General features: G+C 46.9%; 19 protein-coding genes and 2 pseudogenes. 14 read left to right on the top strand and 7 right to left on the bottom strand.

What is annotated here, in order from left to right; translation table 11 throughout:
* Positions 1 to 6: 6 nt before the first annotated feature.
* The 3 genes from ACTWJ7_RS30710 to ACTWJ7_RS30700 form a co-directional block, all read right to left on the bottom strand.
* Positions 7 to 948 (bottom strand): IS3 family transposase, encoded by a 942-nt coding sequence (locus ACTWJ7_RS30710; RefSeq protein WP_443146193.1) that lies wholly within the window; start codon positions 946 to 948, stop codon positions 7 to 9.
* Between the two features lie 11 nt (positions 949 to 959).
* Positions 960 to 1277, bottom strand: coding sequence for a transposase (locus ACTWJ7_RS30705; protein ID WP_301249069.1), 318 nt, complete (start codon positions 1275 to 1277; stop codon positions 960 to 962).
* A 303-nt stretch (positions 1278 to 1580) separates the two neighbouring features.
* Complete coding sequence (locus ACTWJ7_RS30700; protein ID WP_179132839.1) at positions 1581 to 2156, bottom strand: GNAT family N-acetyltransferase; 576 nt, start codon at positions 2154 to 2156, stop codon at positions 1581 to 1583.
* 255 nt (positions 2157 to 2411) lie between these two features.
* Between ACTWJ7_RS30700 and ACTWJ7_RS30695 the strand changes: the two genes are divergently transcribed.
* Both ACTWJ7_RS30695 and ACTWJ7_RS30690 read left to right on the top strand, forming a co-directional pair.
* Complete coding sequence (locus ACTWJ7_RS30695) at positions 2412 to 2867, top strand: GNAT family N-acetyltransferase (protein ID WP_301880781.1); 456 nt, start codon at positions 2412 to 2414, stop codon at positions 2865 to 2867.
* A gap of 335 nt (positions 2868 to 3202) precedes the next feature.
* Positions 3203 to 4585, top strand: a complete 1383-nt coding sequence (locus tag ACTWJ7_RS30690) for an amino acid permease (RefSeq protein WP_443146192.1) — start codon at positions 3203 to 3205, stop codon at positions 4583 to 4585.
* Between the two features lie 141 nt (positions 4586 to 4726).
* On the opposite strand, the gene ACTWJ7_RS30685 is transcribed toward ACTWJ7_RS30690, so the two are convergent.
* On the bottom strand, positions 4727 to 5236 hold the full coding sequence (locus ACTWJ7_RS30685) for a GNAT family N-acetyltransferase (protein WP_301880779.1): 510 nt from the start codon (positions 5234 to 5236) through the stop codon (positions 4727 to 4729).
* Positions 5237 to 5402: 166 nt separating this feature from the next.
* Positions 5403 to 6170: a helix-turn-helix transcriptional regulator gene (locus tag ACTWJ7_RS30680; RefSeq protein WP_301880778.1), complete on the bottom strand. Its 768-nt coding sequence runs from the start codon at positions 6168 to 6170 to the stop codon at positions 5403 to 5405.
* Between the two features lie 193 nt (positions 6171 to 6363).
* On the opposite strand from ACTWJ7_RS30680, the gene ACTWJ7_RS30675 reads away from it, so the two are divergent.
* The 7 genes and pseudogenes from ACTWJ7_RS30675 (at position 6364) to ACTWJ7_RS30645 (ending at position 13370) form a co-directional block, all read left to right on the top strand.
* Positions 6364 to 7302 (top strand): beta-L-arabinofuranosidase domain-containing protein, encoded by a 939-nt coding sequence (locus ACTWJ7_RS30675; RefSeq protein WP_443146191.1) that lies wholly within the window; start codon positions 6364 to 6366, stop codon positions 7300 to 7302.
* Positions 7299 to 7463: pseudogene (locus ACTWJ7_RS30670) on the top strand (beta-L-arabinofuranosidase domain-containing protein); the annotation flags it as partial. The gene ACTWJ7_RS30675 and the pseudogene ACTWJ7_RS30670, both read left to right, overlap by 4 nt.
* Before the next feature lie 17 nt (positions 7464 to 7480).
* Positions 7481 to 8683, top strand: coding sequence for a DUF6805 domain-containing protein (locus ACTWJ7_RS30665; RefSeq protein ID WP_443146190.1), 1203 nt, complete (start codon positions 7481 to 7483; stop codon positions 8681 to 8683).
* 82 nt (positions 8684 to 8765) lie between these two features.
* Positions 8766 to 9332 (top strand): Uma2 family endonuclease, encoded by a 567-nt coding sequence (locus ACTWJ7_RS30660; RefSeq protein ID WP_079349984.1) that lies wholly within the window; start codon positions 8766 to 8768, stop codon positions 9330 to 9332.
* Between the two features lie 387 nt (positions 9333 to 9719).
* A complete protein-coding gene (locus tag ACTWJ7_RS30655) occupies positions 9720 to 10451 on the top strand; it encodes a hypothetical protein (RefSeq protein WP_029880720.1) in 732 nt (243 codons plus the stop codon).
* Positions 10452 to 10462: 11 nt separating this feature from the next.
* Positions 10463 to 12151, top strand: coding sequence for a vWA domain-containing protein (locus ACTWJ7_RS30650; RefSeq protein ID WP_079349982.1), 1689 nt, complete (start codon positions 10463 to 10465; stop codon positions 12149 to 12151).
* Positions 12152 to 12230: 79 nt separating this feature from the next.
* A complete protein-coding gene (locus tag ACTWJ7_RS30645) occupies positions 12231 to 13370 on the top strand; it encodes a toxic anion resistance protein (protein ID WP_301880776.1) in 1140 nt (379 codons plus the stop codon).
* Between the two features lie 111 nt (positions 13371 to 13481).
* Here the strand turns inward: ACTWJ7_RS30645 and ACTWJ7_RS30640 are convergent, their stop codons facing one another.
* The gene (locus ACTWJ7_RS30640) at positions 13482 to 14084 is read right to left on the bottom strand and encodes a TetR/AcrR family transcriptional regulator (RefSeq protein WP_301880775.1); all 603 of its coding nucleotides are present in this window, start codon (positions 14082 to 14084) and stop codon (positions 13482 to 13484) included.
* A 190-nt stretch (positions 14085 to 14274) separates the two neighbouring features.
* Here ACTWJ7_RS30640 and ACTWJ7_RS30635 point away from each other — a divergent pair, with 190 nt between their 5' ends.
* Positions 14275 to 15033, top strand: a complete 759-nt coding sequence (locus tag ACTWJ7_RS30635) for an SDR family oxidoreductase (RefSeq protein WP_079349979.1) — start codon at positions 14275 to 14277, stop codon at positions 15031 to 15033.
* A gap of 122 nt (positions 15034 to 15155) precedes the next feature.
* Here the strand turns inward: ACTWJ7_RS30635 and ACTWJ7_RS30630 are convergent.
* Positions 15156 to 16183, bottom strand: a pseudogene (locus ACTWJ7_RS30630) (LacI family DNA-binding transcriptional regulator).
* A gap of 457 nt (positions 16184 to 16640) precedes the next feature.
* On the opposite strand from ACTWJ7_RS30630, the gene ACTWJ7_RS30625 reads away from it, so the two are divergent.
* From ACTWJ7_RS30625 to ACTWJ7_RS30610, 4 genes are all read left to right on the top strand, one after another.
* Positions 16641 to 17927 (top strand): sugar ABC transporter substrate-binding protein, encoded by a 1287-nt coding sequence (locus ACTWJ7_RS30625; protein ID WP_285077592.1) that lies wholly within the window; start codon positions 16641 to 16643, stop codon positions 17925 to 17927.
* Positions 17928 to 18021: 94 nt separating this feature from the next.
* A complete protein-coding gene (locus ACTWJ7_RS30620; RefSeq protein WP_301880774.1) occupies positions 18022 to 19377 on the top strand; it encodes a carbohydrate ABC transporter permease in 1356 nt (451 codons plus the stop codon).
* Positions 19374 to 20210: a sugar ABC transporter permease gene (locus ACTWJ7_RS30615; protein WP_024628944.1), complete on the top strand. Its 837-nt coding sequence runs from the start codon at positions 19374 to 19376 to the stop codon at positions 20208 to 20210. Before ACTWJ7_RS30620 ends, ACTWJ7_RS30615 begins: the two co-directional genes overlap by 4 nt.
* Positions 20211 to 20370: 160 nt before the next feature.
* The gene (locus ACTWJ7_RS30610) at positions 20371 to 21657 is read left to right on the top strand and encodes an MFS transporter (protein WP_301880773.1); all 1287 of its coding nucleotides are present in this window, start codon (positions 20371 to 20373) and stop codon (positions 21655 to 21657) included.
* The last annotated feature ends 14 nt before the right edge of the window (positions 21658 to 21671 follow it).

The following is a 21671-nucleotide window of genomic DNA, read 5'->3' as shown; positions in this document are numbered from 1 at the left end:
ACGAACCTAAGACGCGTTATTTGCTCCCATTTGTACCGTTATGAGATGTAACGAATTACATGGACCTCTGTCAAGAAAGTAGACACTTACGCTACGGAATTTCCGGTGAATTGCTGTGCAAAACGGGCAGGGAAAGGTACCCAGTGCGCCATGCATTCGTTTGCGGTTGTAGTAAAACTCAATGTATTGGTAGATAGCCATGTAGGCCTCTTCCGGTGTTTTAAAGCGCGGATTACAGTAAATGAGTTCCTTCTTCAAAATACTGTGCCAAGACTCGATACAGGCGTTATCGTAACAGTTTCCCCGGCGGCTCATGCTGGATTCCATACCGTAGGCACTTAATTGCTCGACGTACTCTTTGGAGGTGTATTGGGAGCCGCGATCCGAGTGATGGAGCAAACCCTTACCAGGTCGTTTGGCAGTGTAAGCAGCCTTCAAAGCATCCAGCACCAAGCTAGTTTCCATATGGTTCGACAAACGCCAACCAACAATTTCACGCGTGCACAAATCCAGGACACTGGCGAGATACAAGCGTCCTCCTCGGCACGGGATGTATGTGATGTCTGTAACCCAGACGGTGTTCGGTTTGAGCGTTTTAAACTGTTGATTCAGCGTGTTGGGTGCGACCGGATGGTTATGCTTGGAGTCCGTGGTCTGGACACGATATATGCGGCTAACGACGGAACGGAGCTTCATTTGGCGCATGTACACACTCACTGTACGTTCGGTGATCTTAAACCCCTCCAGATGAAGTAACCGTGTAATTTTGGGGCTACCATATCGCTTGTTGTGGTCGGAAAAATGGTACTGAATTCGCTTCATGATCTGGGATTTCCGAAGCTCCTGCATGCTTGTTTCGTTCTTCCGCCATTTGTAGTACCCGCTCCGTGAGACCTGCAGGGTTTCGCACATCTTCTCCAAGTGGAACTCGGAGCGATGATTCTCCACGAACTGGAATCTCAGTTCTTTGGTTTGCTGAAGATGTGCACCGCTTTTTTTACAATAGCTAGTTCCTCTTCCGTATCGGCAAGTCGATGTTCTTTCTCTTGGAGCATGCGACGCATCTCTTTCAGCTCTGCTTCGAGTTCCTTAACTCGGTCCATACTGGCAGCCGGTTCGTTTTTGAGCTCACGATATTGGCTCATCCATTGATGTAACGTACTTTTCGGGATGTTAAGCTCTTCTGCCAGATCACTGAGTGTCTTCGTCTGTTCTTGAATAAACTTGACCGTTTGTTTTTTGAATTCTTCATTGTATCGTTGCCGTTGTTCTCCCATGTGGACACACCTCCGTTAGTCTTATTATCCTTCTGTCCGTTAATGGGTGTCCACTTTTTATTCTAGCTCCAACAGAGATGTTATTTCATAAATAGGGTCGATTTTAAGGCTCTGACGGCGTTGTTACACTCAAATAAGGTCACTGAGATTCGTTAAAATTTGTATGCCTTGAAAATCGACCATTTAGGGTGTAACAGTTTCGTTAGCGTCTAGGCCAAATGGAGACCCGCAGTTTACTTGCAACCTGGGCTTGCCAGGGAACCGGGATCTGTTCGATAAATTCAGTGACCTCTGCATTCATATTCATGCTTGTCCACCCTCCACATTGATCTGATTGTGTGCTTCCCATTCCGGTCTTAGAATTCCCATCAATAAGCGATCATAGCGCTTGCCGTCACGATACACAGCTGATCTGGCGCGACCTTCCAGCTGAAAGCCGACCTTCTCATAGGCACGGATGCCTTTTGCATTATAGGCGATGACATCCAGACCTACCCGGTCCAGATTCAATTCATGGAAGGCATATCGCAAAATGAGATTCAATGCTTCCGTTCCATACCCCTTGTTGCGATGCTCCGCGAGTCCGATGCCAATGGCAAGCTGTCCGCAGCGGTTGTTCCATTCAATGCTGTGAATGACAACGAATCCGATCAATTGTTCATCCTCAAGCGTTCGAAGCCGGAAGTAAACTTCCTTGTCCTTTGTCTCACCTTCATCTTCAAGCTGCTTTTCCGAAAAAGGGATGGCAATGTCCGTATCCACATTTCGCAAATATTCGGGATCTTCATTCCATTGCAGCATGGTTTGTACATCTTCTGTACGGGGTGGAGTCATTTTCAACCGTTTGCTATAAAACAGATTTTCAGTTGTTAGTGTCATGATGGTCTCCTTTGAATAAATTAAGTTCGCTTCACCTCAAAACGACGATTAACTATATGGATACTCCGCAATATTCTTCGCTCCTTTTGATCTCAGATAGCCTCACTATAATGGAAATTTAAGGGTATCACAATAGACAGTTTATTCGTGTTTTTGAACCTGTTGTCAGAAAACCTGTCATGGTAGTACTATATAAATAATAGACATGTATTCAGTGATACACACACAACAAAATTGTCGGCAGGAGTGGTAGATATGGAGATTAAAGTAGACGATTTGAGCGGTCATCAAGTCATTGGATTAATTGCAGAACATTTGCAGGGCATGGCAGCAGATTCGCCGCCGGAAAGTATTCACGCCCTGGATCTGGATGGATTGAAGAAACCGGAGATTACATTCTGGTGCGCATGGGAAACGGAGGAGCTGCTGGGCTGCGGTGCCATGAAAGAATTGAACTCGGAGCATGCAGAATTGAAATCGATGCGCACAGCATCGGCTCATGTGAGAAAAGGCGTGGCGAGACAAATTCTTGCCCATATAATCGAGGTTGCCAAGAATCGGGGCTATAAACGAATCAGTCTGGAGACAGGTTCGATGGATTCTTTTATCCCGGCGCGGAAGCTGTATGAGGACTTTGGATTTGTTTACTGTGAGCCATTTGCAGATTATAGTTTGGACCCGAACAGTGCTTTTATGACGAAGGAATTATAAATCGAATGATAGATATATAGGCATAACGGCATAACGGGAATACCAGATAACCAGCATTCTGTTGTATACAGACCGCTGGTTTTTTTTGCGTGTAACGATTGTTTTACGAAGTGGTGGACTGCAACAAATCATACATATTAGAGAGCGCAAGGAGAGTAGAATGTATTTAAATGAATGAGTTGGAAGCATACCGATTGGCTCGTATCATTGTGGGGTATAGAACATAAGTCATGTGAGCATAGGCATGGGATGAATTGGCCGTACGGAACTGCTGGGCTGAGGCATGCACAATAGGGTATACTGGACATTATGTTTATGTAAACATGAAATAGGAAATGAAGACGTTTTTTACATCAGGAGGATTGGAATTGGCTCAGACAGAAGGAACATTGCAGAAGAAACTTAAACCAAGACATATTAGCTTTATGGCTATGGGTGGTGTCATTGGAACCGGAATTTTCAAAGGAAGCGCCGAAACAATTGGACTCGCAGGTCCGGGAGTCATTGTAACGTACATCTTTGCAGGATTATTGCTGCTGGTAGTCATGGCTGCGATGGCAGAGATGGCTACAGTATACAAGAACAAGAACATGAAAGATTTTGTGCAGGAAGCATTTGGTAGCAGAGTATCCTTTATTATGGGATGGATGTACTGTTTCCTCTGGTTATCGGTATGTGTGATTGAGGTGATTGCCGCAGGAAGCTTTTTGCAGTACTGGTTCACGGAAGTGCCGCTGTGGATGCTTAGTCTGGCGTGTGCGGTGTTTATAATATTGATTAATCTGTTAAGTGTAGGCGTATTTGGAGAATTTGAATTTTGGTTGGCAGGCATTAAAATCGCCATGATTATTATTTTTATTTTCCTCGGTGCTGGTCTGATCTTCGGGATCATTCCAAGTGACAACACGCCTTATCTGCAAAATTACACGCAAGCAGGCGGTTTCTTCCCTAATGGATGGTCATCGATCTTCTCGGCATTATTGGTCGTCATGTTCTCGTATGGAGGATCTGAGCTTATTGGCCTGACCTTAACGGAGACGGAAAATGCGGACAAGGTGATGCCTAAAATTGTGGGGAACTTCATGCTGAGAATTATGTTGTTCTTCACGCTGCCGATTCTCATCATCTGTGGGCTCATTCCATGGAATGAGCTGGGGCCAGAAAGCAGTCCCTTCGTGCAGGTGTTGGCTTCCACGGGGCTGCCTGGTGCAGCACATATTATGAACTTTATTTTGGTAACCGCTGTTCTGTCTGCTGCGAATTCAGGCATTTACGGCGCGTCCCGTATGATGCACTCCATGGCGGTAGGTGGTGAAGCTCCCAAGGCATTATCTCAAACGAATCGCAACGGCAGTCCGGTAAATACACTTCTGGTATGTGCTGTGATTCTGCTTGGTGGCTCCATGCTGGGCCTATTCGCACAAGATCAGCTCTTTAGCGTGTTACTGGCGGTCCCGGGGTTTGTCGTGATGCTCGTGTGGATCTGTATTGCCACCTCACAGCTGAAGCTGCGCAAGAGATATCCGGTACAACCTACATTTAAGGTCTGGGGATTTCCTTATATCACTGGGGCTGCTGTGCTGTGTCTCGGCGTCATTGCCATCATGTTCGTATTTGATGAAGGCAACCGTTTCAGCATCAGCATCTGTCTCACCGTACTTGCTGTGCTGATTATTTGGTCCCTGATCCGATTCAGGAAAACGAATGGACGGGCATAAAATGAAGTATAATAAAATGAATTCAATTAAAAAATAAAAGGCCGCTCTTGTTGAGCGGCCTTTTTGCGTAAATAACACCATACCGTTATTTACCTGTTATCTTTCTTTCCTGCGATCCACGCTCAATACTGTTTGCTAGAGTTACGAATCATACCGGTAACAGATCGCTTTGCCTCCACTACTCTCGGAACTGAATTCCGGGTCTTCTACAAAACCGAAACGTTCGTATAATCGGATCGCGTTGACCATTTGACCGCCCGTATATAAATACACCGTATTTTTACCCATGTCTTTGGCCGATTCAACACATTGTTGAAGCAGCTTTCTGGCGATGCCATGACCTCTCCACTTGGGATCAACGCCCAACAGCCGAATAAACGGATAATCAATAGGCAGCTCGAAGGTCGGATAGGCCTTGTGCGCGGTCTCGAACAATTGGACTGTTCCAACAATCTGATTATCTATTTTGGCAATCCATAATTGCTTGATGTAAGGATTAGTCGGTGATTCCCGAATATCTTTCAAATAATGTTCCCACTGTTCCTGGGGTTGGAACGTGTCCCGGTACTCGGAGTAACTTCCAATAAGAATATTTACAATTTCTTCATGGTCTGCTTCTGTAGCGGGATGAATCGTTACTGCCGTTGTCATCTCAAGTTCTCCTTCTGATCTTGGTTTAATAAGAGATATAGTTGACTTGAATTGTATCACACCTGAGGGTACTTGATTAATTCAAATGTTCTATATATGACTCATGAAATTCTATGAGTTGGTCTATCCGAACAAGCACATTCAAGGTTCGCACGGTTAAGGTTCATTATAGGCGATTGAGCTGTGTGGAATACAAATTATTGCGATATTCGGTTGGTGTATTGCCTTCGTATTGCTTGAACATGCGCAGAAATAGTTTGTAATCGGAAAAACCGCATTGTCCGGCAATTTCTTTTACACTGGCATTGGTATTGAGCAGCATCTGCTTGGCCCGGCGAATCCGTTCCGTGAGGATATAGGTTTTGAGGCCAAAGCCTTTCTCGCGTTTTACCATTTTGGAGATATAGTCCTTGTTAAAATTAAAGGTCTCGGCAATCTTACCAACCGTAATGTCGGTATGGAGATGAATATCCACCCATTTGCAAATGTGATCTACGATTGCATTGTGCGGTCGATAACCCGCCTGTGTGTTGCGTTCCAGTTCTTTGAGCAGCAGCAGCAATGCCGCATCCGCTTCTTCTGGAGAGAACGATGAACTATGGAGCAGCTGCTTGAACAGCTGATTAGCCATGGACGGAACCTGAATGGTTGCATGGGTGGGATACTGGTCGAACTCTTTCTCATTCGAATCATAATGAACCCAGTAAAAGCTGACGGGAGCATCGCTGATCTGATAACCATAATGGGTGCGGCCAGCCCTCAGAAATAGCAGATCATTTGCACGAACTACGTACTGCTCGTCCTCCTCCGCAATGTACATCTCACCTTCCAGCATCAAAATGACCTCGTGAACAGGCATGCTGCGCCTCATGTGGCTCCAATTGCCTTCGGATATGAACTTGCCGCACAGGTAATGCTCCAATGGCTTGTGCATAGGACGGATTTCTCCACCTTTTCTTGGATTATGAGTCTGATGTAGTTGTATTTTATTTGATAATATGAGGATATTCAAGGCCTATATCAAGAAAGAACGAAGGGGAGAAATGAACATAAACACGGATTTTACCCTTTGTATATCCATATAAGTACTTCTAAATTCCATTACATACCGAGGAGGAGAGAGCAGAATGATTGAAACCAAAAAAGGATTTCTGGGACCTGAGCATGTCAATCTGTTAAATGGCGTTTTTCAAACGTCACAGGAAGTTGGAGAAAAGTATTTGTTATCCCTGGACATTGACCGTTTTCTGGCACCATGTTTTGAGGCCCACGGGTTACCTGCCAAAAAGGAACGGTACGCGGGTTGGGAGGCACGCTCGATCAGTGGGCATTCTCTTGGACACTATCTGTCTGCCCTGGCTGTGACCTATCAGGCGACAGGCAATGAAACGCTAAAGCAAACACTGGATTATGCCGTCAGCGAGCTTGCATCCATTCAGCTGACGACGGGCAGTGGGTATATCGGCGGATTGTCCGAAGAAGCTTTCCGAATTGCATTTCGGGCAGAGCATATTGGCGGTTTCAACATCGGGGAATACTGGGTGCCTTGGTACAGCGTGCACAAAATCTATCGAGGGTTAATTGACGCCTACAAACTAACGGGTAATGGGCAGGCCCTTGAGGTGGTAATACGATTTGCTGATTGGGCGGTAGACGGTCTGAGCCCGATGACCGAAGAACAAATGCAGATCATGCTTCAATGTGAGCACGGTGGCATGAACGAAGTTTTTGCACATTTGTATGGAATCACAGGGAAGCCTGTATATCTTGAGATGGCCAACAAATTCACACATCAAATTATCCTCGAACCGTTGGAACACAAGCAGGACGATCTTCAGGGCAAACATGCCAATACGCAAATTCCGAAAATCATCGGTGCTGCCGAAATCTACAATCAGGACCATACTCACGAGAGTTACCGGACAGCGGCGGAGTTTTTCTGGGACACCACGATTCATCACCGTTCTTACGTATTTGGCGCAACGAGCATTTCGGAGCATTATGAAGCAAAAGGCATGGAGAGTCTGGGCATCAAAACCGGGAAAGCTGCTGTACCCACAACATGATGCATCTGACGAAGCAGCTCTACACCTGGAACCCCGACAGTGCCTATATGGACTATTATGAAAATGCGATCTACAACCACATCCTGGGCACACAGGACCCGAATACAGGGAACAAAACGTATTTTGCATCCACACTGCAAGGCCACTACAAAATTTACGGTACGCATGATACCGCCTGGTGGTGCTGTACAGGATCTGGCATGGAGAACCCGGCAAATACGCCGAGGCGATCTATTTCGAGGATGAACAGGATCTGTACGTCAATCTGTATATCGCTTCCCAATTGGACTGGAGATCCCAAGGTATATCGTTGAAGCTCGAAACCAACTTTCCATATTCGGAAAAGGTAACCCTTACGATCACCGAAGGCAGCGCCTCGGCCAATCTTAGATTACGTGTGCCTTCATGGCTGCAGGAGCCAATGACGGCAGCAGTGAACGGGGATACGGCCCATCCACATACTCGGATGGAACCCGGATACCTCGATATCGAGCGCACATGGACCGCTGGCGATGTCATCACCATCACGCTGCCGATGTCGCTTTACCAATACACGTCCCGTGATGATGCGCATAAGGTAGCATTCCTGTATGGCCCGATCGTACTGGCAGGCGCTTTGGGAAACGAAGGGCTGCCCGAGGATACCATCGTGGACGAAACGGCTCTGAATCCCAAAACAGCCCCTGTACCTGTGATCTGGACGGAACAGGAGGATGTGCGCGAATGGATCAAGGTCGTGGATGCAAGTACGCTGACGTTTGAGATCAGCAAGGAGGTCACCTCGGACGGCAACCCGGTGAAGCTGATCCCGTTCTATGATGTGCATCATGAGTTCTATACGGTCTATTGGCCGTTTAACGATGAAGGGGATGCGCTGGAGAAGGAATTGAACGATATCACCATCGACAGAGTACAGCCTGATGGTCAGCAGGATGAGATTGGACATCATCTGGACAGTAATTGCCGTGCCGAACATCATAACGGTTCGTATACAGACAGCCGTAACAAGCTGCATATGTGGCGGGAAGCTTTTGGTGTCAGCGGGTCTTACTTCAGCTACCAGCTGGCGGTGGATGGTTCCGCACCGAATTATCTATGCGTTGCATACTGGGGAGGAGATCATTCTCCTTTTGAACGGGAAGGTACACTGTATGAGAGAGTATTTAGTATCGCCGTCGATGGAAATGTGGTCGGAGAACAGCGGATTCATATGAACAAGATCGACGAAGTGTTCTATGTTACCTATGATATCCCTGTGACGGTTACGTCAGGCAAAGACGGTGTTCGGGTTGCATTTAAGGCATTGGACGACAACGGCTGTGCCGGGAAAGTCGTGGAGGTACGTACAACGCGCAGCAAACCGGAGTTCATCTTTTCGTAAATGAGGTATGGTATGAAAATGGGCAAACACAATGGTATAATAAAAGCAAAATGCTGATTAGGTAACAGAGGAGGTTGGGAGTGTGGCAAAACCGGATAATAAAGGCATCTATAGTTTTCAGGATTGGTTAACTTGGGAGGGTGCATGGGAGTTAATTAACGGCAAAGCATTTAATATGTCTCCAGCACCCACCTCATTACACCAGTTTATTGTGGGTGAGCTGCACTTCTCCTTACGTACTTTTTTTCAGAATCGGAAATGTTTCGTATTTGTGGCCCCTTTTGATGTGTATTTCAGTGAAAATGAACAGTATGACGTAGCTGACCATGTTGTACAACCGGATCTGTCGGTGGTTTGCTCTAAAGACCAAATATCCAAAAACGGCTGTCACGGTGCGCCGTCTCTAATCATAGAAGTGCTGTCTCCTTCAACTGCGCTGAAGGATTTTAACGAGAAGTTTAATCTGTATCAGAAATATGGTGTGAATGAATACTGGATTGTTGACCCTGGCAATCAGACCGTCCATGTGTATACATTGGAAGAAGGCAGTTACCAGACCCGTCATCTGTACACGGAGCAAGAAACGATTCAATCGGTGTTATATCCGGAACTGGAGATTCCGCTTCGGAATTTATTCAAACTGAATTAGATTATAATAGATTTGCTCTAAGCAGTTTAACGAAGAACTAAATCCATCATCACTCCGGCGCTGGCGTCGGGGTGTTTTGTTTTTTATCGAATAAGCCCTATATAAAAAATGACACGCACTGCAAATTTCCACGTATTACCTGATAACATTTCTTTTTCCGCCACCGATTGTTCAAGGGCACCAGGCTCGTTTTCCAGAGGTTACAAAATCTTATCCACGTTGTCCCTCTAAAGATGAAATGGGATAAGCCCATGCCACGTATATTATGAATATCCATATTAATCCACCCGAATGCGGCAACATCATGTACAATGATAGAAATATGCAATTGGAAATATTTAACCTGTAGATCCGACATATAGCGCGAAAGGAGGTCTGATGATTTACATGATGAAGTACATAAAACTGCTGGGGCTGATCTTCGGCATTGTCGTCATGAACGTTCTATTATTCTCGCCAGGATTCATCGGGCTGAATTTTGATGGGGGTGCTTTTACGACAGCACTCTCGGTCACGTTCTTGTTCGGAAGTGCACTTGCTCTCTTTTATGGAAGTTATACCTTGTTGTTCAGACAGCCTGTAGTCCTGCCCGTGAAGAATATCGAAACCCATGAAGATTATGTGGAAGCGTTATCCTTTTATCGACGCATTAAAGTGCTTGAGGAAGATATCACACTGGGATTATCCCAACTGAGCCGCATGAAGAAAAAGAAAGAAACCCTCCTGAACGTGTTGAATCAGCGATTTGATCCGGGGGAACTGAGCTACAAGAAATTTGCTTCGGTCACCCTCGAAGTGGAGAAGCTGTTATACCTCAACATCCGAAGTGTACTGAACCGACTCAATGTGTTCGATGAAGCGGAGTACGCCAGCCTGATGAAGTCCAAATCCGCAACACTTCCCCAGAAGCTTTTTCAGGAAAAGACCAAAGTATATAACGACTATCTCAGCTACGTGAAAAATTCGCTTCATAGCAATGAGGAAATTCTTTTGAAGCTTGACCAGCTAATGCTGGAAATCTCCCGCCTGGACAGCTTTGAAGCTGGAGATATCGAACAGATGCCTTGTATGCAGGAAATTGACCAATTAATCAAGCACACCAAATTATACAGACAGTGAGGGGTTGCCTTATGGCGAAGAAGGGAAAGTTTTTTTTCATATCGATCTTGATGCTGGTGCTCGTGTTCGGCCTGGTATATGCAGGTATTACACTGACGTCGAACGTTGGTAAATCCAGTACACAGGTGACGACAGAGAATGCAGGCAAAGAATTAGGCAAGCTGTATGCGGACATTGCTCCTGCAACAGCTGAACCGGTCAAAGGACAGATTGATCTCGATCCGGTCGATGTGGCAGAGTCTCTGCCGGACATCTCCAAATTCCCGATCACGGTTGAGAATACAACGAATGATTATGTAGAGATATTCTCTTCCATCGAAAAGGCGGGGACCGGAGCGGATGGCTGGTTAACCGAAGTAACCGAAGAGTTCAACAAGGCTAACATAACCGTTGGCGGCAAACAGGTTTCGGTGAAATTACGCAATATCGCATCAGGTACGGCGACCGATTATATCAAGTCTGGTAAATATGTGCCTGATGCGTTTACCCCTTCGAATGAGTTATGGGGCGAGATGGTAGCCGCAAGTGGTGTAAAGACAGACCTGGTATCCAAAAGACTGGTAGGGAACGTTCCCGGTATCGTTATCTCCAAAGCCAAATATGATGCGCTGGTCGACACATACGGCTCGGTGAATGTAAAAACCGTGACCGAAGCGATTGCGAACAATGAGCTCGCGATGGGGTACACTGATCCGTTTGCCAGCTCCACGGGGCTGAACTTTCTCGTGACTGCACTCAACACATATGATAGCTCCAATCCGCTCGGTGAGAAAGCCATTGAGGGTTTTGAGAAGTTCCAGGCGAACGTACCGTTTACGGCTTCTACAACCATTCAGATGCGTGAAGCAGCCAAGTCAGGGCGTCTGGACGCATTTGTACTGGAATATCAGACTTACGTAAACACCGCAGATCTGAAAAGCGGATACGTCTTTACACCTTTTGGCGTAAGACATGACAGCCCGCTGTATGCACTGGGGCAATTGCCGCAGAACAAGCAGGAGATCATTAAGAAGTATGCGGAATTCGTAACTCAAGCGAAATACCAGCAATCGGCTGAGGAATTCGGCTTCAACGGCTTGCAGGATTACAAATCCGAATTGAATACAGTGGATGGCGGTACCCTGTTATCCGCTCAGAAAGTATGGAAAGAGAAAAAGAATGGCAGCAAACCCATCGCAGCCGTATTCGTCACCGACGTATCCGGAAGCATGGACGGAGAACCGCTAAACCGACTCAAGGAATCCTTGCGCAAAGGCCAGAAGTTCTTGGGCACAGACAATAGTATTGGCCTCGTCTCCTACTCTAGTGGCGTAACCGTGAACCTGCCGATTGCCAAGTATGATACGAATCAGCAGTCCATGTTTGTCGGTACGGTGGATAGCTTGCAAGCAGGTGGCGGTACGGCAACCTTCGATGGCATCGTTGTGGCGATGAAGATGCTGGAAGATTACATGGCTACCAATCCAAATGTGAAACCGCTGATCTTTGTCCTCAGTGATGGCGAGACCAACGAAGGTCATACCCTAAAGGATATTCGTGATCTGGTCGAGACGTACAAAGTGCCGATCTACACGATTGGTTACAACGCGGACATCAAGGCTTTGGAGAGCATCTCCAGCATTAACGAAGCGGCGAGCATTAACGCGGATACCGACGATGTGGTGTACAAAATCGGTAACCTGTTCAACGTGCAGATGTAACATGGGTACTGCACTCAAAGTGACCTAGTGTAAGTTCATTATTTTAATTATATAGCACGTAATTTGAGGGGGAACTTGGATGTCGTTTTCGATGGAGATACCTAGCCAGAAGGAAATTCAGAAGGTGATTGAGGAAGAAATAAAGCCTGTACCTGCCGAGGTGGCAGAGCTGCAGCAAGTGGCGGATGCCAACGTAGAGATGATCATGACACTGGATCTCGAATCGCTGGAGAAACGCAAAGAGATCTTGCAATCTATTGACGGCTTTGGCATGAACACCATGAGGTCCTCTTCTGAGAAAAACGCGTTGCTTCAAGTCTCCGTTGGACATCTGTCCAAGACGGGAGACGAGGGCGGTCAGGTCGCCAAAGGCTTGACTGAGCTGCATATGCAACTGAAGGATCTCGACCCAAGCGTGGTCGATTTTGCCAAAACCGGATTGCTCGGTAAATTGTTCAATCCGCTGCGGGCCTATTTCCTCAAATACCAGAAGGCTGACGCGGTCATCGCCGACATCGTGACGTCGCTGGACAAAGGCAGAGCAACCTTGAGAAATGACAACACCACACTGGAGATTGAACAGCAAAATTTACGGGAACTCACCAAACGACTGCAAAAGGAAATTCAGCTGGGTGTGCTAATGGATGAGTCGATTGATGCACAGATCGAAGCCGCCAAAGTCCGCAACGAGGACCCGGAGAAAGTTCGTTTTATCACGGAAGAAGTGCTGTTCCCGCTCCGTCAGCGGGTCATGGATTTGCAGCAAATGCTTGTGGTGAACCAGCAGGGCATCATGGCAATTGAAGTCGTCATCCGCAACAACAAGGAACTGATCCGCGGTGTGGATCGGGCCAAAAATGTAACGATCTCGGCATTGAAAATTGCCGTCACCGTCGCAAGTGCACTTTACAACCAGAAGATTGTGTTGCAGAAAATCGAACTGCTCAACCGGACGACCAATGATCTGATCGCAGGTACGTCCAAAATGCTGAAAGATCAGGGCATTGCCATCCAGAAGCAAGCTTACGATGCCAGCATTTCGGTGGATACAATGAAGCAGGCGTTCACAGATGTACTTTCTGCGCTCGACTCGATCAGCGTTTATAAGCAGGAGGCGCTGCCGCGGATGCGGGAGACCATTAACCAGTTCCGTGAACTGGCGGATACCGGGGAGCAACAGATTCAGCGGTTGGAGAAAGGGCAGAAGCTGGGGTTATAATTTTAACTTTCATAAACCAATATAGCGACCGTTCCTTGTTAAGCACTTGGGAATGGTCGCTTTTGATATTCTTTAAGAATAGCTTTGTTCTTGAAATTCCCTTCAATGAACTCATTTTAGGTTAGACTGGACAACCATATTGCCCGGTTTGAAATTAATGATTTTAAATAACTCATCTGCCATATACGCGGGACTATGCTTGAATTCTTGCCTAATCCATTCAATAATCATGCCAAAGATCGCATGGGACTGGTAACTTGCCAGTAGCTCACGGTTAATGTGGGACGGGAATATTTCGTTCAGATCCTGAAGGGCAAGGTCACGCAGAACATCGCAGATCATCTGTTGGAAATTGGAGGAGGCCTCCGACTTCACAACCAGAGTGTAGAATTGTGCATGCTGATGCACATGTTCAAATATTTTGATTGCAGAAGAGGGCATATGACTTACTTCAAATATTTCTTTATCCAGATAAGGTTCGCGATAGGAGAAGACCAGATCCTTGATCACGTCATCAATCATTTCATTGAAGAGGTCTTCCTTGTATTGATAATGTCTGTAAAAGGTACCTCGATTCAGATCGGCCAGTTGTACGATATCGGTAATGGATATTTCCTTAAACGACTGTTTTTGCATTAATTGGATGAGAGCATCCTTCAGCGCCGCTTTGGATTTTTTGATTCTTCGATCCATGGAATTTGGAAGTTCGGTCATATACAGTACTCCTCGTAAATGGATATTTTAAGATAAAGTACATTCTGAATGGGAAGTGTTGATTAACGTACAATTGGGCAAGCTTTTACTGATTGAACAAGATTGCTATGACTTATTATACTAAGGATAAGAGTTAATGAACATTTGTTTGTTAACTTATTGTAAACGAATACATGGAGGATGATACAATATGAGACTTCAAGATAAAGTAGCAGTAGTCACAGGTGCAGGTTCCGGCATGGGCAAAGCAATTGCAACACTGTATGCACAAGAAGGTGCAAAGGTGGTTGTATCGGATATCAATGAAGCTTCAGCGCAGGCGGTTGCAGAGGATATCAAGGCAAAAGGTGGAGAAGCGACGTTTGTGGTTGCGAATGTGGCGAAGGAAGAGGATATTCAGAATCTGATCGATACGACGGTTAACACTTATGGAACAGTGGACATCCTGGTCAATAATGCAGGCATTATGGACAGTATGGAACCAGCTGGCGACATTGTGGATGACAAGTGGGAACGGATCTTTGCAATCAACACCACAAGTGTAATGCGTGCAACCCGCAAAGTGCTGCCAATCTTCTTGGAAAAACAAAAAGGCGTTATCGTTAACATCGCTTCAGCAGGCGGATTGCATGGTGCACGTGCAGGCGCGGCGTACACAGCTTCCAAACATGCAGTCGTGGGATTCACGAAGAATACAGGCTTCATGTATGCTCAGCAAGGTATTCGCTGTAACGCGATTGCTCCGGGCGGGGTTGAAACCAATATCGCTTCCACAATGACAAACATTAATCACTTCGGTGCGAGCAGACAACAGCTGGGAATGGCGATTAATCCGCGTTCAGGTAAAAGTGAAGAGATTGCACAGGTAGCCCTGTTCCTCGGTTCGGATGAATCCAGCTTTGTGAACGGAACAGTCGTAACAGCAGATGCAGGATGGAGCTCCTACTAATCTATCGTTCATAACTGAAATATGCAAAGAAGCTCATACCCGTGTATGGGCTTCTTTTGCATGTTCACAACCGTGAGAACGTGGGATGTGAGGAAGTAGGACAAACGTTTGCACAGGCATGTCTACGCATTCCCAGATAACGTAAAGAGGGACGAATCCCGAACAATTAAGCGGTGCGGGATAATAACCGGATTCTGAGGCAGATGTTCACCATGCAAAATTTTCAACAATACCTGAACCGCAGTATAACCTAGCTGATAAGTTCCGATATCAATGGAACTGAGCGGCGGGGAAGCAAGCTCTGATAAGGCAATATTATTAAAACTCACAACACTTATATCTTCAGGAACGTTATATCCCAGTTCGGCCAGAGCACGAAGCACTCCGAAGGCAACATTGTCGTCGATGACAACGAGGGCGGTTGGTCTGTCTGGCAGCGACATGAACAGGGACATCGCCCGGAAGCCGCTTTCCTGCAGGAATTCTCCTTCCACGATCCAGTCATTGTTAGCATCAAGACCCGCTTCTTTAAGTGCATTATTGTATCCCCGCAAGCGATCATGAGACAACGTCAAATCCGGTGGTCCGCTAACAAATCCGATTCGTTTATGTCCTTGGGCAATCAGATGTGTAGTTGCATCGAATGCCGTTTGTATGTTGTTATTGTCCACCATCGGTGCATCGGGATGCGTTTCGCTGCGACCAATCAGTACAAAGGGGAACTTTTCCGCCTCCAAAAACGATATGATCGGATCTTCGCGTTTGGAGCCTAGCAGCAAAATACCATCCACGCGTCGCCCATGTACCAGGCGGGATATGGCATTCAATTCATCACTGGAAGACGTTTCGGTGGAGAGAAGAAGTTCATAATTCATGCGGGTGGCATGCGTAATGATTCCCGAAGTAATTCTCCGAAAAAGTAGTTCTGAAACAGCTCTTCAGCAGGTCGGGGCAGCATGATACCCAGGGTATGAGTCGTTTTGGAAACAAGGCTTTTGGCCATCATATTTGGATGATAATTTAGTTCTTTCATGATTTGCTTCACTTTGAGTGACGTTTCCGAACTGATTCTGGGATGGTTGGAAATAACCCGTGAGACCGTAGAAGGGGATACACCCGCCAATTTGGCAATATCTTTGATTGTAATCATGTGAAAAATCCCTTCTGTACAAGCATTTCAACATGTCTCCTATGTTAATTCAAAGACTTTGATAAATCAATTGCTAACTGCATCATGGTAAAGAAGAGGTAGCGAAATAAAGGAAGACGGCGGGAGATCAAGGAAATCGGAAATTACAGGGACATATGCCGCCAAAATGAAGGAAAATGAGCAAAAATGACTTGTGCAAACGTTTGTGCAAATAAAGTTAGCTATTGTATGATGTGATTGTTATTATAGCGCTTACATGACTTGAATCAACATACATCTAAGAAAATTCATCCCGATTACATAAGGATTGGACCAGTCTGAGGTTAATATGAGCAAACGTTTGTATTACGTTCGAACGGATAGATGCCGAACTTCAGAATACAGGAACAGTACACAGAAAAACGGGTGAAAAGCGCAAGTACAGCATCGATCATGACTACGAAAAGGGGGAATTTCAATGAGAAAATGGCAGCAAGCAGCACTTGCAGGATTCATGGCACTCACACTTACCGCATGTTCAAGCGGAGGTGGAGGCGCTGCGCCAACCACAACAGACAGCGGTGAGACTGGTGAAACAACAGTGACCGCGGAAAATATTCAGCCAGAAGAGGGCGCAAGCCTTGTCATATGGGAGGATAAAAATCAGCGGAGCTTTATCGAGGAGCGAGCGAAGAAATTTGAAGAGGAGTACGGCGTTTCTGTAAAGATCGAGGAATTACCGCCGACCGATCAGGTGACCAAGCTGACAACGGACGGACCCGCGGGATTGGCTGCGGATGTGGTGGTTTTCCCGCATGACAAGATTGGCAGCGCTTCAGAAGCCGGACTGATCTTGCCGAACGATATTTTTGAGCAACAGACCACACAATCATCCAGTGACAATGCGGTTAAAGCCGTAACCTTCAAAGACATCTTATACGGCTATCCCTACAGCGTAGAAACCTATGCGCTGTTCTATAACAAAAAGCTTTATCCCGAAGCACCGAAATCATTTGATGACATTATTAGCTTTGCCAAAACCTTTAATGACACCAAAAACAACAAGTACACTCTGATGTGGGAGCTCCAGCAGTTCTATTACAACTTTGCTTACCTGGCTTCCCAAGGTGGATATATCTTTGGCGATGAAGGCATGAACAGCGAGGATATTGGCCTCAACAATGAAGGAGCCATCAAGGGCGGCCAATTCTTGCAAACGCTGAAATCGGAAGTACTGCCTGTGAAAATGGGCGATGTGAACTATGACATCAAGAAAGGTCTCTTTTCAAGCGGAAAACTGGCTATGGATATTAACGGACCTTGGTCCATCGCCGATTATCGCAATGCCGGCATTGACTTCGGTGTTGCTCCACTTCCGGCGATTGAGGGCAAACCGATGACCTCCTTCTCTGGAGTCAAGGCATATTACGTCAATGCATTCACAACCTATCCGAATGCTGCCAAGCTGTTTGCGGCATATCTCTCCAGTGCCGAATCTCAGATGGTCAACTTTGAGATGAACGGAACTCTCCCGGCCAATAAAGACGTTGCGGCAGATCCGAAGATTCAGGGAGATGAAATTACAAAGGCATTCCTTGAGCAATTCAACAACTCCACTCCAATGCCTTCGCTTCCTGCCATGGACAGCGTTTGGGGTCCCATCAGCGCGGCAATTACCGACATATGGGATGGAGGCAAGGATGTAAAAACCTCTCTGGATAACGCAGTCAACCAAGTCAAGGAGAGCCTTGCAACTGTCCAATAAATAAAAAAGAGCAGGTGCAGAGGAAGTCAACATGTCCTCTGCACTCTGCTATAACTGATCGGTAACTTCGCTTGCCGGGAAGGAGTAGGAATGAATGAAACAGCAGCATGTTCCAGTCACTGTCAAGCCGAATAGAGAAAGACAGCATCGCATGACAGCGGCTGTGTTGTCCGTGGTCCTGCAAGGACTTGGACAGTTGTATAACCGTCAATGGATCAAGGGAATCTGTTTTCTGATCCTGGAGGGAATTGGACTCGCATATCTGATTCCTCGTTTGAATCAAGCCGTATGGGGAGTATGGACGCTGGGCGAGCAGACGCAGCGTTTTGTCAAAGTGAATGGATCAACGGTGCTGCAGCAGGGCGACCACTCCATCTTTTTGCTGCTCAATGGAATTATTGTACTTTTAGTGTTTTTCGTTTTTCTTCTGCTGTATATCTTCAATATCCGGGACGCGTACCTCACGGGAAAATTAAGAGAGGAAGGAAAGCAGGCTACCAGAGCTTCTGCTTCCCTGAGATATCTGCTCGATAAACAATTCCCGTATCTTTTCTTGTCGATTCCAGCCCTCGGTATCCTGTTTTTCACGATTATGCCGATTTTGTTTACGATTACGCTGGCCTTCACCAACTACTCGGCACCGGATCATATTCCACCCGCCAAGCTGGTGGACTGGGTGGGCTTTAAGACGTTTACGGACCTGGTTCAGCTTAAATCGTGGAGCCATACCTTCTTTGGGGTATTAACGTGGACGGTCATTTGGGCCATTCTGGCAACGATCACTACCTATTTTGGGGGCGTGTTGGTTGCGCTTCTCATCGAACAGAAGGGCATTCGTTTCAAAAAGCTGTGGCGGACGATATTCATTCTTCCTTATGCCATTCCGCAGATTATCTCTCTGCTTCTGATGCGTAACTTGTTCAACGGACAGTTTGGCCCCATTAATACGTATATGAAGGCTTTTGGTCTTGAGGGGCTGCCTTGGTTAACCGATCCGTTCTGGGCAAAAGTTACCGTCGTCATTGTCAACATGTGGATCGGAATCCCGGTCAGCATGGTGCTCATCCTGGGCGTGTTGACGGCGATTCCACGGGATTTGTATGAAGCGGCTGAGGTAGACGGGGCGTCCGGCTTTCAGAAGTTCCGCATCATTACACTTCCCTTTATCATGTTCGCCACAACACCGGTGCTCATTATGCAGTTTGCCGGGAATTTCAACAACTTCAATGTCATCTTCCTGCTGACGAATGGTAATCCGCTGCGTGGCGATTATCAATATGCGGGATCAACCGACCTTCTCGTGACCTGGTTGTATAAACTGACGTTGGATAACAACAAGTTCAATATGGCTTCGGCGGTCGGCATTATTATCTTCCTGATTATTGCGTCGTTCTCCATCTGGAATTTCCGTCGTTCCAAATCGTTCAAGGAGGAGGACATGATTCAATGAAAAAGCGCAACAATCCCATGCGTCTGACGATCAGTTATGTACTGCTGGTCATCATTGCCATCGTATCGGTGTATCCCGTCTTGTGGATATTTCTATCGTCACTGCGTCCAGGTGCGGCCCTGTTCAGTGAACGTCTGTGGCCTGAAGCGTTCACGCTGGCACATTATGGGGAGCTGTTTAACAACCCGTCGTTCATGTATGGAACGTGGTATCTGAACACGTTGAAGATCGCCTTTTTCACCATGATTTTCTCAACGCTTATGGTTACGTTGGGCATGTATGCCTTATCCCGTTTCCGGTTTCGCGGTCGGAAGACCATTCTATCCACCATGCTGATCCTGGGGATGTTCCCCAGCTTCATGAGTATGATCGCCATTTATATTATTTTGCTTCAGATCAAATTGCTGGACACCCATGCCGCGTTGATTCTGGTCTATTCGTCCGGGGCCGTGCTGGGTGGATTTATTGTCAAAGGGTTCTTTGATACCATCCCGCGCAGTCTGGATGAAGCCGCACGAATTGACGGCGCCAGTCATCTGCGCGTGTTCACCAGTATCATTTTGCCGTTGTCCCGGCCGATGCTGACCTATGTAGCTTTAACCAGCTTTACGGGTGCGTGGATGGACTTTATCTTTGCCCGGCTGGTACTCCGGACGAAAGAGAACTGGACCCTTGCAGTCGGCATGTGGGATCTGGTTAGCCGCTATCAGGACAGTAACTTTACGATGTTTGCTGCCGGGGCCGTACTGATCGCCATTCCGATTACGTTGTTGTTTGTATTCCTGCAGCGTTTCCTTGTGCAGGGGCTGACCTCTGGCGCCTCCAAAGGATAAAATGATAAAGGATATAAACAGTTAACCGCATAGACAGCCTGTAGAACATACCCAGGCCACCACCAATCAGGCGCTTCTGAGAGGTTCCATTCATCGCTGGAACTGCTTCGGAAGCGCCTGTCTGCTGTTTGAGACCGAATGATAAAAGGAGGAAAGATCGATGGGAACGCTACAGTCCCCAGAACCCGAATTGGGGCCAAACGGGGCTCGCACTGCTGCGGAGAGTCAGAAAATGGCCAACAGGGCGCTTTGGCGCAATGTTGCTTATCGCAGAATTTTATGCGGCTACGGCATCTCTGTATTCGGTGATTGCTTAAACGGCATTGCCATCAGTCTGTGGGTGTTGCAGACCACGGGAAGTGCCAAGAGCATGGCAGCTGTGCAGGTATGTAATATGGTCGTCAGTTTTCTGTTTGGATCATTCGCGGGTACGTTTGCCGACAGGCTGGATCGCAGAAAACTGATGCTGTCGTCGGACTTGTTCCGTGGAGCCATGGCGTTTATCATCGCAGTGAGTCTGTTTGTACTGCACGCTCCTTTTCCATTCGTGCTGCTCTTACTTTCCCTTTCGATGTTCTCCAGCTTGTTTCAGGCGCCTGCATTTCATGCTTCGGTAACCAGTCTGGTGGGGAGGGAGCATCTGCAGCAAGCTACAGGAACCATTCATCTGGTCGATAATATTGCCCGTATCAGCGGACTGGCCGCAGCGGGGATTGCAGTTTCTGCATTTGGAGGGTTTACGGCCATCATGATTACGGGTGTGACCTTTTTATTGTCTGCGATATGTGTGATGTTGGCCGGACGTTTTCCTGATGTACAACGTTCTTCCATGCATAGAGGATCGTTCGTCAAGGAGTGGGGTAGCTCGTTCTCCTACATCTTTGCACATCCCCTGATTCGCTCCATCGTCATTCTTAATCCGCTGCTGATTCTCTTCTTCATGTCAGCCATCATGCTTGTTCAGGTCATGGCGGTCAACGTATGGCAGGCGAATCCTGTCCAGTTCGGACTGATCGAGACGTGTATTCCTTTGGGGTATATGCTGGGTTCCGGGATTCTGATTGCCTCCGGCAACCGGTTGAAACGAAGAGGACGATGGGTGTTTATCGGTTTACTGGTCCTTGGTCCACTGTATATGCTGTTATCCAAGGTATCCTCTCCATTGCTGGCCTTGCCGCTGATTATTGCCGGGGGAGCCATGTTTGCGTGCTGTACGATGTTAACCCAGATCATGATGCGTGCCGAGGTTCCTGATGAGCTGCAGGGAAGAATCTACGGTGTGCTCGGTACCATAACAAGTACAGCCCCGATCCTGGGATTAACGGTGGTTTCGGTTCTGGCCGATCAATGGGGTGCCCAAACCGTGTTGGAAAGCCTTGGGGCGTTGCTTTTGGTGGTAGGGGTGGTCGCAGCAGCAGGATTGAAATCCATTCGGACCTATCGATAGCCAAGCATGCCATG

It is taken from the genome of Paenibacillus sp. 1A_MP2 (assembly GCF_052244825.1).
Lineage (GTDB): Bacteria > Bacillota > Bacilli > Paenibacillales > Paenibacillaceae > Paenibacillus > Paenibacillus vandeheii.
The sequence above is the reverse complement of the archived record's forward strand: the minus strand, read 5'-3'. Positions and strand labels throughout refer to the sequence as shown.